Source organism: Herminiimonas sp. GW821-FHT09C12 (assembly GCF_059416385.1).
The window spans coordinates 1,562,441-1,576,575 of sequence record NZ_JBWKPC010000001.1; the positions used below are offsets into that span (position 1 = coordinate 1,562,441).

At 52.1% G+C, this 14,135-nt stretch carries 13 protein-coding genes; 12 read left to right on the forward strand and 1 reads right to left on the reverse strand.

The genetic code is table 11. The features are described from left to right. From mraY to lpxC, 11 genes are all read left to right on the forward strand, one after another. Positions 1 to 1,170: a phospho-N-acetylmuramoyl-pentapeptide-transferase gene (gene mraY, locus AC07N2_RS07475; protein ID WP_076593337.1), complete on the forward strand. Its 1,170-nt coding sequence runs from the start codon at positions 1 to 3 to the stop codon at positions 1,168 to 1,170. Beyond that, positions 1,170 to 2,666 (forward strand): UDP-N-acetylmuramoyl-L-alanine--D-glutamate ligase, encoded by a 1,497-nt coding sequence (gene murD, locus AC07N2_RS07480; protein ID WP_494777675.1) that lies wholly within the window; start codon positions 1,170 to 1,172, stop codon positions 2,664 to 2,666. Before mraY ends, murD begins: the two co-directional genes overlap by 1 nt. Next, entirely contained in the window at positions 2,663 to 3,871 is a 1,209-nt protein-coding gene (gene ftsW / locus AC07N2_RS07485; RefSeq protein ID WP_494777676.1) for a putative lipid II flippase FtsW, read from the forward strand. The genes murD and ftsW overlap by 4 nt, the downstream gene beginning before the upstream one ends. Continuing rightward, complete coding sequence (murG, locus tag AC07N2_RS07490; protein WP_494777677.1) at positions 3,868 to 4,944, forward strand: undecaprenyldiphospho-muramoylpentapeptide beta-N-acetylglucosaminyltransferase; 1,077 nt, start codon at positions 3,868 to 3,870, stop codon at positions 4,942 to 4,944. Before ftsW ends, murG begins: the two co-directional genes overlap by 4 nt. After that, positions 4,941 to 6,338 carry a UDP-N-acetylmuramate--L-alanine ligase gene (gene murC, locus AC07N2_RS07495; RefSeq protein ID WP_494777678.1) on the forward strand — a complete coding sequence of 466 codons (1,398 nt, stop codon included), beginning with the start codon at positions 4,941 to 4,943 and terminating at the stop codon, positions 6,336 to 6,338. Before murG ends, murC begins: the two co-directional genes overlap by 4 nt. 11 nt (positions 6,339 to 6,349) lie before the next feature. Further along, positions 6,350 to 7,333 carry a D-alanine--D-alanine ligase gene (locus AC07N2_RS07500; protein ID WP_494777679.1) on the forward strand — a complete coding sequence of 328 codons (984 nt, stop codon included), beginning with the start codon at positions 6,350 to 6,352 and terminating at the stop codon, positions 7,331 to 7,333. Between the two features lie 21 nt (positions 7,334 to 7,354). Beyond that, positions 7,355 to 8,122 (forward strand): cell division protein FtsQ/DivIB, encoded by a 768-nt coding sequence (locus AC07N2_RS07505; RefSeq protein WP_494777680.1) that lies wholly within the window; start codon positions 7,355 to 7,357, stop codon positions 8,120 to 8,122. Between the two features lie 10 nt (positions 8,123 to 8,132). After that, positions 8,133 to 9,365 carry a cell division protein FtsA gene (ftsA, locus tag AC07N2_RS07510; protein ID WP_076593344.1) on the forward strand — a complete coding sequence of 411 codons (1,233 nt, stop codon included), beginning with the start codon at positions 8,133 to 8,135 and terminating at the stop codon, positions 9,363 to 9,365. A 131-nt stretch (positions 9,366 to 9,496) separates the two neighbouring features. Further along, the gene (ftsZ, locus tag AC07N2_RS07515) at positions 9,497 to 10,681 is read left to right on the forward strand and encodes a cell division protein FtsZ (RefSeq protein ID WP_076593345.1); all 1,185 of its coding nucleotides are present in this window, start codon (positions 9,497 to 9,499) and stop codon (positions 10,679 to 10,681) included. Positions 10,682 to 10,833: 152 nt separating this feature from the next. Then, positions 10,834 to 11,337, forward strand: a complete 504-nt coding sequence (locus AC07N2_RS07520; protein WP_494777681.1) for a peroxiredoxin — start codon at positions 10,834 to 10,836, stop codon at positions 11,335 to 11,337. A 176-nt stretch (positions 11,338 to 11,513) separates the two neighbouring features. Beyond that, complete coding sequence (lpxC, locus tag AC07N2_RS07525) at positions 11,514 to 12,449, forward strand: UDP-3-O-acyl-N-acetylglucosamine deacetylase (protein ID WP_494777682.1); 936 nt, start codon at positions 11,514 to 11,516, stop codon at positions 12,447 to 12,449. A gap of 53 nt (positions 12,450 to 12,502) precedes the next feature. On the opposite strand, the gene AC07N2_RS07530 is transcribed toward lpxC, so the two are convergent. Further along, entirely contained in the window at positions 12,503 to 13,003 is a 501-nt protein-coding gene (locus AC07N2_RS07530; RefSeq protein ID WP_494777683.1) for a DciA family protein, read from the reverse strand. A gap of 48 nt (positions 13,004 to 13,051) precedes the next feature. On the opposite strand from AC07N2_RS07530, the gene AC07N2_RS07535 reads away from it, so the two are divergent. Continuing rightward, entirely contained in the window at positions 13,052 to 13,996 is a 945-nt protein-coding gene (locus AC07N2_RS07535; protein WP_494777684.1) for a M23 family metallopeptidase, read from the forward strand. The last annotated feature ends 139 nt before the right edge of the window (positions 13,997 to 14,135 follow it).

A 14,135-nucleotide genomic window follows, 5' to 3' on the forward strand; every position in this document is an offset into this window, starting at 1 on the left:
ATGCTGCTCTGGCTAGCACAACATTTTCAAGATGAAATCGGACCATTGCGTGTCTTCAATTTCATTACCTTCCGCGCGGTGTTCGCGACATTGACGGCGCTCGCCATCGGCTTGTTCTTCGGCCCGGCTGTGATCCGCATGTTGACACGTCTGAAGGTTGGACAAGCAGTGCGTACCGATGGTCCGCAAACACATTTGATCAAAAGCGGCACGCCAACGATGGGTGGCGTATTAATCTTGCTGGCGATAGGTATCTCGACCTTGTTGTGGACTGACCTCAGCAATCGTTTTATCTGGGTTGTGCTGATCGTGACCTTGGGTTTTGGCGCGGTTGGTTGGGTCGATGATTACCGCAAGGTGGTCTACAAAGATCCTAAAGGCATGGCTTCCAAGGAAAAATATTTCTGGCAATCGGTGATCGGCTTGTTCGCTGCGATCTATCTGGCTTTCTCGGTTTCTGCACCTAGCAATTCGCAATTTCTTGATTTGTTTATAGCGTGGGTGCAATCCGGTTTCAGCATGGATCTGCCACCTAAGGCCGATTTGATCGTACCGTTTTTCAAAACCATCAGTTATCCGCTGGGTGTCTGGGGTTTTATCGCGCTGACTTACTTCGTCATCGTCGGCACCAGCAATGCCGTCAATTTGACCGATGGTCTGGATGGTTTGGCGATCATGCCGACGGTGATGGTGGGTACCGCGCTCGGTCTGTTTGCTTATCTGACCGGTAGCGCGAACTACGCTAAATATTTATTCATCCCGCATATTCCGGGTGCTGGCGAGTTGATTATTTTCTGCGGCGCGATGGCGGGTGCAGGCCTGGCTTTCCTTTGGTTTAACGCGCATCCGGCACAAGTGTTCATGGGCGACGTTGGTGCGCTGGCATTGGGCGGCGCGCTCGGCACCATCGCAGTCATCGTGCGCCAGGAAGTCGTGCTCTTCATCATGGGTGGCATCTTCGTGGTCGAAACCTTGTCCGTCATGCTGCAGGTTGCTTACTTTAAATACACCAAGATGCGCACCGGGATCGGTAAGCGAGTCTTGTTGATGGCGCCTTTGCACCATCACTTTGAACAAAAAGGCTGGAAAGAAACGCAAGTTGTTGTGCGTTTCTGGATCATCACGATGATTCTGGTGTTGTTTGGTTTATCTACTTTGAAATTACGCTAATGAATTACGCAGGAAAACACGTTCTGGTTTTAGGGCTCGGGGAATCCGGGCTGGCGATGGCACAGTGGCTGGTCCGCTGTGGCGCATCGTTGCGTGTTGCCGATACGCGTGAACAACCGGATCGTTTGCCGCAATTGCGTGAGATCGCAGCGGATGCCGAATTCATTGGCGGTGCATTTAATGCTGAATTGTTGAATGGTATCGACTTCGTTGCTGTTAGCCCAGGCTTGATGCCGTCGCGTGAATTGGCTGCAATTATTCCTGCTGCACAGGAAAAAGAAATCCCGCTCTGGGGCGAAATTGAATTGTTCGCGCAGGCATTGGCTGCGTTGAAAGAAGAAAAAGATTACACGCCGAAAGTCATTGCGATCACCGGCACCAATGGCAAAACCACAGTTACCAGCTTGGTCGGTTTGTTATGCCAGCGTGCAGGCTTGACGGTGCAAGTGGCTGGCAACATCAGCCCGGCAGCGCTGGACCGTCTGCATCAAGTTGTCGCCGATGATCAATTACCGCAGGTGTGGGTGTTGGAATTGTCCAGCTTCCAGTTGCATACGACTTACAGCTTGCAGGCTGATGTCGCGGCCGTGTTGAACCTGACGCAAGATCATCTCGATTGGCATGGCGACATGACTTCCTACGCAGATGACAAGGAACGCATCTTTGGCAGCAACACGATACGCGTTTTGAATCGCGACGATGCATTGGTGATGCAGATGGCAACACCGTTGGCGCGTGTCATCACCTTCGGTGCCGATGAAGCGGAACAGGCAGATTGCTTTGGTTTGGTCGATGAAAACGGTATGCGCTGGTTGTCCGTCGCGGTAGAGGAAGAAGAGCCGCAGAAGAAACGTCGCAAGAAAGATAACGTTGAACTGGCCATTTCGACCAACAAGTTGATGCCGGTTGATGCGCTCAAGATACGCGGTCAGCACAATGCGATTAATGCCTTGTCGGCGTTGGCCTTGTGCCGTGCTATCGGTTTGCCATTTGCGCAGTTGCTGCATGGCTTGCGTGATTATCATGGCGAGCCGCATCGCGTTGAACACGTGATGACGATCAGTGGTGTGGATTATTACGACGACAGCAAAGGTACCAATGTCGGTGCCACGGTTGCTGCGTTGAATGGTTTGGGCGTAAGTCAGGACGGTGCTTCCAAGCATCTGGTCTTGATTGCTGGTGGCGATGGCAAAGGTCAGGATTTCTCACCACTGTCTGATCCGATTGCCAAGTATGCGCGCGCAGTATTGTTGATTGGCAAAGACGCCGACAGCATACGTGCAGCGGTAGAAGCGACAGGCGTTGATTTGATCGATTGCGCAACGCTGGAAGAAGCGACGCAAAAAGCTGCAGAACTGGCGAAGTCGGGTGACGCAGTCTTGCTGTCGCCAGCATGTGCCAGCCTGGATATGTTCAAGAACTATACGCATCGCGCACAAGTGTTTGTCGATACCGTACGTGAAATCGGTTTGTCGCGTGGCGAGGTAGCTGCATGAAATTCGCCTTCCCATCATTCTCCGGCGCATCGGCTAAAAAAGCCGTGAGTAGTCTCGACCAGCGTTCGAAGATGATGGCGTACGACCAGCCTTTGGTATGGGTCGTATTGTTGCTGATGTTGTTCGGCATGGTGATGGTGTATTCGGCATCGATTTCTTTACCTGATTCGCCGAAGTATGCGCGTTACGACAATGCGCACTTCCTGACGCGTCAGGCGATGTTCATCAGTGTGTCGTTGATCGCTGGTTTGTTGACATTCCGCGTGCGGATAGAAACCTGGCAAAAACTCGCGCCTTATCTGTTCGTCGCGACGCTGATTCTGCTGGTGCTGGTTTTGGTTCCTGGTGTTGGTAAAGGTGTGAACGGTGCGCGTCGCTGGTTGTCGTTCAAAGTCTTTAACTTGCAGCCATCCGAGTTGATGAAGTTGTTTGTTGTCTTGTACGCAGCGGATTACACCGTGCGCAAACAACAAGTGATGCACAAATTGACCAAAGGCTTTATGCCGATGACGCTGGCGATTGGTTTTGTCGGTTTGCTGCTGTTGCTGGAACCTGATCTTGGCGCATTCGGCGTCATCGTCTGTATCGCAATGGGCATACTGTTTTTGGGTGGCATCAACGGTATCTGGTTCGGCGGCATCGGCGCGACGCTGGTTGGCATTTTCAGTATGGTGATTTTGTTGTCACCATGGCGGCGTGAGCGGATTTTTGCTTATTTGAATCCGTGGCAAGAAGAGAATGCATTGGGCAAGGCATATCAGTTGTCACACTCATTGATTGCATTTGGGCGCGGCGAATTGTTTGGTGTCGGCTTAGGTGGCAGTGTTGAAAAGCTGCATTACTTGCCGGAAGCGCATACCGACTTCTTGCTGGCGGTCATTGGTGAGGAACTTGGATTCGTAGGTGTATTGGTTGTCGTCATGGCGTTCTACTGGATCATCAAGCGTGCATTTGAAATCGGCCGTCAGGCGATTGCGATTGATTTGACCTTTGCCGGTTTGACGGCCAAAGGTATCGGTATCTGGATAGGCGTGCAGGCGTTCATCAATATGGGTGTGAACCTCGGTTTGTTACCGACCAAGGGTTTGACTTTGCCTTTGATGAGTTATGGCGGTTCGGGCGTGTTGATTAACTGTATCGGTCTGGCGATTTTGCTGCGTATTGATTACGAGAACAGAGTTCTCATGCGCGGAGGCCGGATATGAAAAAGCTGTTGATCATGGCGGCAGGAACAGGCGGCCATATTTTCCCTGGCCTCGCCATTGCTGAAACGATGAAAGCGCGCGGCTGGCAAGTCACGTGGCTGGGAACCGAGCACGGCATGGAACGTGATCTGGTACCTAAGAGCGGTATCGAGATGGATACGATTGCCTTTGCCGGTTTGCGTGGCAGGGGTTTGCTTCATACGGTGAAAGGTGTATTCCGTTTAATCGCCAGCTTCGGCACTTGCTTCTCGATACTGGGACGTCGCAATCCTGATGTCGTATTGGGTATGGGCGGTTATGTGACGGTGCCTGGCGGCTGGATGGCGAAATTACGTAGCGTACCGCTGGCGTTGTTGAATGCCGATGCTGCCTTGCTGTTGTCGAATAAAACGTTGGCGCCGATTGCGCAGCGCGTGTTGTTTGGTTTCCCTGCTGATTTCGGCAGCGCTGCCGATAAGGCGCTGGTGACCGGCAATCCAGTACGTAAGGAAATCACGGCGCTGACGCCGCCGGCAGAACGTTATGCGCAACACACAGGTGCATTGAAAGTGCTGGTTGTTGGCGGCAGTCTTGGCGCGAAAGCATTGAACGATGCCTTGCCTGCGGCGTTGACTTTGCTTCCTATGGAAGAGCGTCCGGTGATCACGCATCAATCGGGCAAAAAGAATATTGATGCCTTGCGCGCTAATTACGCACAAGCGAATGTAGATGCAGAAGTGGTCGATTTCATCGATGACATGCCGCGTCGTTATGCAGAAGCCGATTTGGTGATTTGTCGTGCTGGTGCGATTACGGTTTCTGAATTGACGGCAGCAGGTGTTGCCAGCGTCCTAGTGCCATTGCTGGTATCGACGACGACACATCAGCGCGATAACGCGCTGTGGATGGAACAACAAAATGCGGCGATACATCTGCCGCAAAGTGAGTTAAGCGCGCAGGGTTTGGCAGAACTACTGAAAAACATGACGCGCGAAAAATGCAAACAAATGGCCGAAGCAGCATATGCCAACGGCCGTCGCGATGCGAATGCAGCCATCGCCGATGTACTTGAAAAGTTAGTGAAGAACACATGAAGCACAAAGTTAAAAATATTCATTTCGTAGGCATAGGCGGCAGCGGCATGAGCGGCATTGCCGAAGTGTTGCTGAACCTTGGCTATACGGTGTCCGGCTCGGATCTGGGCAGCAATGCTGCGACTCGACGCTTGATCGAATTGGGCGCAAAAGTGACCTTGGGTCATGCGGCAGAGAATATCGACAAGGCTGATGCCATCGTGACGTCGACTGCGGTCAAGGAAGACAATCCGGAAGTCATCGCCGCTAGAGAAAAACACATTCCTATCGTGCCGCGTGCAGTCATGCTGGCCGAGTTGATGCGCTTGCGTCGCGGTATCGCGATTGCCGGTACGCATGGCAAGACCACGACGACTAGTCTGGTTGCCAGCGTGTTGGCTGAAGGCGGTCTGGATCCGACTTTCGTCATTGGCGGTTTGCTCAATAGCGCAGGCGCAAATGCCAAGCTCGGCACTGGTGAATTCATCGTGGCAGAAGCCGACGAGTCGGATGCATCCTTCCTGAATCTGTCGCCAGTGATTGAAGTCATCACGAATATCGATGCCGATCACATGGAAACCTATGACCATGATTTCGAAAAACTGAAGCAGGCTTTCGTCGAATTCACTCAGCGTTTGCCATTCTATGGCGTCGCGGTGCTGTGCATGGATGACGCAAACATACGCGAAATCATGCCGCGCATTTCCAAGCCAATCACGACGTATGGCTTCCATGAAGATGCACAAGTGCGTGCCATTGACGCTAAAGCAGTTGACGGTCACATGCAATTCACCGTGATTCAAGATGGCTATGCACCTATGAGTGTGAGTCTGAATCAGCCCGGCATGCATAACGTACAGAACGCTTGCGCCGCGATTGCAATTGCACGCGAATTGAGTGTCGACGATAAAGCGACGCAAAAAGCGCTGACCGAATTCAATGGCGTTGGACGTCGCTTCACACGTTATGGCGAAATAAACATTCCTGCTGTCAACGGCAAGCCTGCTGGCTCGTTTGCTCTGGTGGACGATTACGGTCATCACCCGGTGGAAACTGCTGCGACGATTTCTGCCGCGCGCGGTGCGTATCCGGGACGTCGTCTGGTACTGGCATTTCAACCGCATCGTTATACGCGTACCCGCGATCTGTTCGAGGATTTCGTCAAGGTGTTGTCGACGACAGACATGCTGGTGCTGGCAGAGGTATATGCCGCTGGCGAGCAACCTATCGTTGCTGCAGATGGACGCACATTGGCGCATGCGCTACGCGTAGCTGGAAAAGTTGATCCGGTGTTCGTAGAACAAATTGCAGATATGCCGGCGACGATCATGAACATCATCAAGGATGGCGATGTAGTGATCACGATGGGTGCAGGATCGATTAGCGGTGTACCGGCCAAGTTGGCTCAGGTCTGATTGAGATGACGATGAATACGACAACGCAGGAAATGAAAAAAGAATTTGGCAAGGTCGGCGTGCTGTTCGGCGGTCGCTCGGCTGAGCGCGAAGTATCGCTGATGTCGGGCAAAGGAGTGTTGGCTGCATTGCAAAGCAAAGGCGTTGATGCGCATCCGTTTGATCCGGCTGAGCGCAGTCTGGCGGAACTGGCCGCAGAGAAGTTCGATCGCGTCTTCATTGCCTTGCACGGTGCCTATGGCGAAGACGGCACTTTGCAAGGCGCATTGGAACAACTGGGTATTCCGTACACCGGTCCTGGCGTAATGGCATCGGCGATTGCGATGGACAAGGTCATGACTAAACGTGTTTGTCTGAGTCACGGTGTGCCGACGCCAAGGTTTGCGGTACTGGATACCGAGACGACAGATGCTGCGCAGTTGCAGGCAGTGGCGCAGGAATTTGGTTTGCCCTTGATGCTGAAGGCGCCGCATGAAGGTTCGACCATTGGTATCGTCAAGGTGGAAGCAGCCGATGGCATGCAAGCCGGTTTTGATTTGTGTGCGAAGTATGACGATGTGGTGCTCGCTGAGCAGTTCATCAGAGGACGTGAGTTGACGGTACCGGTCATCGGTAATGGTCGCAGCGCGCGTGCTTTGCCTATCGTCGAGATACGCGCGCCGCAAGGAAACTACGATTACGAGCACAAGTACTTTAGCAACGACACCGAGTATTTGTGTCCAGCGCCTTTGGATGAGGCGTTTACCAAGCGTGTTCAAGCCTTGGCAGTCAGTGCGTTTAACGCAGTGGGTTGCACCGGTTGGTCGCGCGTGGATTTCATGGTGCGTGCATCGGATAACGAACCATTTTTGCTGGAAATTAATACTTCGCCAGGCATGACCAGTCATTCGCTGGTGCCGATGTCGGCCAAGGTAGCCGGTACCGATTATGAAGATTTGTGTGTAGAGATTTTGCGTTTGGCCAAGCTGGGCCTGAAACCAGCGCAACACAAGTAAAACGGAACGATAGAAAAAATTATGTGGCAAGACATCAGAACCTTGAACGCAGCTGCCAATGCCTTATTCGGCCTGGTTGCGGTCGCCCTGATTTCTGCTTGCTTATGGTGGATTGCGCAACGTCCGTACTTCACGTTGAAAGTGATACGGGTCGAAGGTGCAGAGCAGGCGCAGTTGCGTCACATCAATCCATTGACGATACGTAGTGCAGCCTTGTCGCGCATCAAGGGTAATTTTTTCACCGCGAATCTGGATACGGTGCGTCAAGCGTTTGAGTCAGTACCGTGGGTACGTAAAGCAACAGTGCGTCGCGATTGGCCGAATCAGTTGACGGTCACGCTGGAAGAGCACACACCACTCGGCACCTGGGGTGAAGACGGTCGTTTGCTGTCAACCAAGGGCGATGTGTTCACTGCCAATCTGGCTGAAGCGGAAGAAGATGCGGATCTGCTGGCGTTCAATGGACCGCTGGGTAGTGAAAAAGAAGTTGTCGCCAGATTGAATGATTTGAATACATGGTTTGCTCCGATGAATGTAACGGCTGAAGGCGTGTCTTTGTCCGGACGTTACGCGTGGACCGTGAAGTTGAGCAATGGTGTGACAGTGGAGTTGGGTAGGGAGAAAAGCAGCACCACTTTGAAGGAACGTGTAGATCGATTGGTAGGGATTTATCCGCAATTGCTCGCACGCTTGCAGGACAGAATTGAAAGTATTGATATGCGTTATCCGAACGGACTGGCTCTGAAGGCACAGGGCTTGAAAGTCGGATCGGACAGTAAAAAAAAGTAAGCGGAAAAACATGACAAAAGACGCAAAAAATCTGATCGTCGGTCTCGACATCGGCACCTCGAAAGTGGTGGCTGTAGTGGCGGAAGTAATGCCCAACGGTCGTCACGAAGTGATCGGTTTGGGACAGCATGAATCCAAAGGATTGAAAAAAGGGGTTGTCGTCAATATTGAGGCAACTGTCGAGTCTATCCAGCGCGCGCTGGAAGAAGCCGAGTTGATGGCGGACTGCAAGATACGCAATGTGTATACCGGCATCGCAGGTAGTCACATACGCAGCTTCAATTCCAGCGGCATGGTGGCGATCAAGGATAAAGAAGTCACGGCAACCGATGTTGCGCGCGTGATCGAAACCGCGAAAGCCGTCAACATCCCGACAGATCAGCAATTGCTGCACACCGTGCCGCAGGAATTCATTGTCGATAATCAGGAAGATGTGCGTGAACCAATTGGCATGAGCGGCATCCGACTCGAGGTGAAAGTTCACATCGTGACCGGCGCTGTTTCTGCAGTACAAAACATCGTGAAGTGCATCCGTCGTTGTGGTCTTGAAGTATCCGATTTGATCTTGCAACCGATGGCGTCTGCTGATGCTGTGTTGACGGCGGATGAAAAAGAATTAGGCGTGGTTCTGATCGATATCGGTGGCGGCACAACAGATGTTGCGATCTTCACCGAAGGTGCGATCCGTCATACCGCAGTGATTCCGATTGCCGGCGATCAGATCACCAACGATATCGCGATGGCAGTACGCACACCGACTGCAGAGGCGGAAGAAATCAAGCTGCGTTACGGCATGGCGAAACAGGTATTGGCCGATCCGGGTGAAACGCTGGAAGTGCCTGGCCTGGGTGATCGCGGTACACGCTCTTTGTCGCGTCAAGCCTTGGCTGCAGTGATCGAACCACGTATCGAAGAATTGTTTTCGCTGGTGCATCAAGTGGTACGCGAATCCGGTTACGAAGAAGTGCTGTCGTCCGGCATCGTATTGACCGGTGGCACCGCGATGATGCCGGGCATGGTGGAGTTGGCAGAAGATATTTTCTTGAAGCCTGCGCGTTTGGGTACGCCTGAATACAACGGTCAGTTGGCAGATGTAGTCCGTAGTCCGCGGTATGCAACAGTCTTGGGTTTGTTGTTGGAAGCGAAAAAGCAGTACCTGCGTGGACACATCGTCACGCGACAAGATGGCTCGACGGTCGCAATTTTCCGTCGCATGAAGGAATGGTTTTTAGGTAATTTTTAAGTTTTAGTCTGTATTTAATTTTGTATTTGGTTTGGTATTTTATTTTGTCTTAACTCGCAGTTAGCAGTTGCTAGTTGTCACACCGCGTGAGAACTATCAACTGGAAACTGCATAATCTTTAAGGAACTATCATGGAAATCGACATGCTCGAAAATGTGGCACAGGGAACCGTGATCAAAGTGGTGGGCGTTGGTGGTGCTGGTGGCAACGCTGTACAACACATGATCAATAAAGGCGTGAACGGCGTGGAATTCATCGTCGCCAACACCGATGCGCAAGCATTGCAATTATCGAAGGCACATAACATCATTCAAATCGGTGAAACCGGTCTGGGTGCTGGTATGAAGCCGGCGGTAGGTCGCCAATTGGCAGAAGAAACACGTCCACGTATCGAAGATGCATTGCGCGGCGCGCACATGGTCTTTATCGCAGCCGGCATGGGCGGCGGTACCGGTACTGGCGCTGCACCTATCATTGCGCAAATCGCAAAAGAGCAGGGCGCGTTGACAGTGGCAGTGGTTTCCAAGCCATTCTCGTACGAAGGCAAGAAGTGCATGGACATCGCCGACGAAGGTCTGGAAGCGTTGGGCCAGCACGTTGATTCGCTGATCATCATCCTGAATGAAAAACTGGAAGAGATCTACGAAGACGACAGCATGATCGAATGGCTGCAACACGCTGATGACGTACTGAACAATGCCGTTGCCGGTATTGCAGAAATCATCAACGTACCTGGCCATATCAACGTCGATTTCAATGACGTGAAAACGATCATGGGCGAACAAGGCAAGGCAATGATGGGTACCGCAACTGCACAAGGTATCGACCGTGCACGTATCGCTGCGGAACAAGCAGTTGCATCGCCATTGCTCGACGGCATCGATTTGTCCGGCGCGCGTGGCGTGTTGGTCAACGTCACTGCCAGCCGTGGCCTCAAAGGCAAGGAAATCAAGGAAGTCATGGCAACTGTGCGCGCTTTCGCCGCTCCAGACGCATCGATCGCGCAAGGTATTGCGTACGACGACACGATGGGTGACGACATTCGCGTTACCGTGGTCGCGACTGGCTTGGGTCGTTCGCGTAAAGGTGTACAACTGGTGCAAACACCAATGTTGCGTACCGGCACACATAACGAACCGATGATGGCTAACACCGGCATGATGCAAGGTTCCGCACAGCCAGCAGCTTCGTTCGACGGTTTGAAAGCGCCGGCAGTATGGCGTCGTGAATCGGCGTCCGATACGGTACGTGCTCTGGAGAAAAACGGCATGGAAACTTACGATATTCCAGCGTTCTTGCGCAAACAAGCCGACTGATTTCCCTTTGTTCCGCGTGGGTAGAGCGACAGAAATTGTCAAACTACCTGCAAAAATGAACGGAACAAGGCATACTTCGGTTTCTACGCCGCGCCACGTGCGCGGCGTTTTCTAGTCGGCACTGCCGTTAAAACTAATCAAAGGAATTCGCAATGACAATCAAAGTTGGTGATCAGCTGCCAGAAGCGCGGCTCGCAGAATACGTAGACGTAGCAACAGAAGCTTGCTCCGTTGGCCCAAGCAAAGTCATGGTGCACGAAGCAACCAAAGGCAAAAAAATCGCAATTTTCGCAGTGCCAGGCGCATTCACGCCAACCTGCTCCGAAACACACGCGCCAGGCTACATCAAGGCAGCTGACCAATTCAAAGCCAAAGGCGTTGATGAAATCTGGTGCATCTCGGTTAACGATGCATTCGTTATGGGTGCATGGGGCCGTGATCAAAAAGCAAACGGTAAAGTACGCTTTATCGCTGACGGCAGCGGTGCATTCACCAAGGCTTTGGGTCTGGAATTCGATCTGACCAAAGGCGGCTTGGGCGTGCGTTCGCAACGTTACTCGATGCTGGTTGAAGACGGTGTCGTCAAACAATTGAACGTTGAAGACAGCGGCCATCTGGAAGTATCGACAGCAGAAAAACTGCTGGAACAAATCTAAGTTTCTGCTTTTGCAGGAATGACAAAAAACGGCGCCGAGTGCGCCGTTTTTTTATGCCTGAATGAACAGCAGAAGCAGCCGACAAGCCGGATCTCGGTTTTTTCGCCTTGTTGTTTTAGATGTCATCAGATGTAAAGCGACAGGTGGTTTTCGGCTTTGGTTGCTATAATTGCAGCATGTTAAAACAACGCACCATTAAACAATTAGTCAAGTCCGTTGGCGTCGGTCTTCATTCCGGTACCAAGGTCGAACTGACTCTCCATCCTGCACCTGCTGATGCGGGTATCGTATTCCGTCGTGTCGACCTGAACCCTGTAGTTGAATTGCCAGCTCAGGCAACGATGGTCGGCGACACGCGCATGGCATCGACTCTGCAAATCGGCGATGCCAAGGTTTCTACCGTTGAGCATTTAATGTCGGCTTGCGCTGGGCTGGGTATCGATAATCTGTATGTCGATCTGACAGCAGAAGAAGTGCCGATTATGGACGGTTCCGCATCGTCCTTTGTTTTCCTGTTGCAGCAAGCCGGTTTGGAAGAGCAGGACGCTCCAAAGAAATTCATTCGCATCAAGAAGACAGTGGAAGTACGCCAAGGCAGTGGCGACCGTGAAATCTGGGCGCGTCTGGAACCGTATGAAGGCTTCAAGCTCAAGTTCTTCATCCAGTTTAATCACCCTGCGGTGGATGGCACTGGCCAGACTGCTGAAATCGATTTCAGCTTTGAATCCTATGTGAAGGATGTCGCGCGCGCGCGTACCTTCGGCTTCATGCAGGATATGGAAACCTTGCGCGGTATGGGCTTGATCCGTGGTGGCTCACTGGAAAATGCGATCGTGATGGATGAATATCGCATCCTGAATACCGACGGTTTACGCTACGACAATGAGTTTGTACGACACAAGATACTGGATGCAATCGGCGACTTATATTTGGTCGGTCATCCATTGATCGCCAGCTATAACGCGCATAAATCCGGCCACATGCTGAACAATCTGTTGGTGCGTGCCTTGCTCGAACAGCCGGATGCGTATGAAATCGTTACTTTCGAAAAAGTCGAGTTCGCTCCCAAGGACTACGCTCGTCAAGCCAGTTTGGAGTGGGCGCTGAGTTAAGCCTGCTGTTCTGATTATTGATGTCGCGAGGCATCAATAATCATATCTGGCATTCATTTTGCATTCAGATGACGTTGCATCATCAAGGTGAGTGCAGCCTTCAATGTCTTGTTCCGTGGTGCATCGTCCAGCGATTCGCTAAGTTCGGCGAAGGCTGAAAGTGCCTGTGTCGGCAGCACCAATTGTTTGGAAGCTGTTGATTTTATAAGGGTTTTGGCAACTTGCACTTTGAGGCGGATTGCGTTAACCTGCCATCCCCGCTGTAGTAGTTCATCTTGCAGTTTTGGTAACTGTTGTTTCAGTCTCGCGGCCAGTGCGGCATTCGGCGTAGACAGAACCAGTTGATTCGCCTCAAACTGCAGTACAGCGCAGTGTGCAAACATGGCAGGAAGCGCCGTTGCACAATCTTTCTGTAAAGATGCCATGCGCGTAACCGCCGGCAAGAGTGCAGCAAGCTTGTCGTGCGAACGCAAGAATTCCGCAGCGCCTTTCGCTGATTTTTGTGGAAAGGTGCTTTGCTTGAACGGGATAAATGAGGATGGTCGCATCGTCATGAAACCTTATCACACCTCGTCTTAAAGCGGCGAGTCTAGGGAGTCGCGATGCAGATTATTTTGTTGCACCCTCGTTTTACCCATGCCAAGTCAGTCACGCTGACGCGTCGGCATCTGGTACTTGCTCTGTTCGGTCTTTTCCTCGCGGTCGTGCTGGGCGCGTCGCTCTTGTCTTATCTAGTATTCAGTAACGCGGCGAGTATGCCTTCCCCTGTCCGCGAGCTGGTAACGACATCTTCAAGCAGTGACGAAACCAATAAAGACAAATTCCTGAAAGAAAATCTGGCACTGATGGCGCGTCGTCTCGGCGAGATGCAGGCGCAATTGATGCGTCTGGATGCATTGGGCGAACGCGTGCAGGGCTTGGCTGGCGTGAAGCCGACCGAATTCAATTTCCGCGAAATGCCGGGTCGTGGTGGCGTAGAGCCTATGGATAGTACGGGTAGCCGTGATCTCACCATGTCCGAATTCAAGGCCTTGCTTGATGCGATGGCGAATGATGTCGAGCGTCGTGCCGACTATATGAATGTCGTTGAGTCGACTCTGATGAGCGACAAGATTAAATCCAAATTGTTGCCGACGATCCAGCCGGTCAACGTCAGTTACAACGCATCGACTTTTGGCCGCAGGCTGGATCCATTCTCTGGCCGCACGGCCATGCATGAAGGTATCGATTTCGCTGCGCCTATAGGTACACCGATAGTGGCGGCGGCTGGCGGCGTTGTGACAGTGGCAGAATTCCACCCGCAATACGGCAACATGATGGAGATCGATCACGGTAACGACATGATTACCCGTTACGCGCATACCTCGCGCTTGCTGATGCATGTCGGCGATATCGTGCGACGCGGTCAGCATATTGCCGATATTGGTACTACGGGTCGTTCGACTGGTCCTCATTTACATTTCGAGGTGCGTGTCAAAGGCGTGGCGCAGGATCCGCATAAATTCCTGCTGGCTGGTGCGAATCAAGCCAGATTGGCCGCCAAATGATGGAGCGTCAGCATTTTTCATGCAAAGGGGCGCTGTTATTCACACCCGTTCACGAACAAATTTCCATTAGACAGGTCAGATCAGGCCCAGCTTTTTGCAAGTAGCTATTGTTTCCGGACTGATAAGCCCAATATGCTGG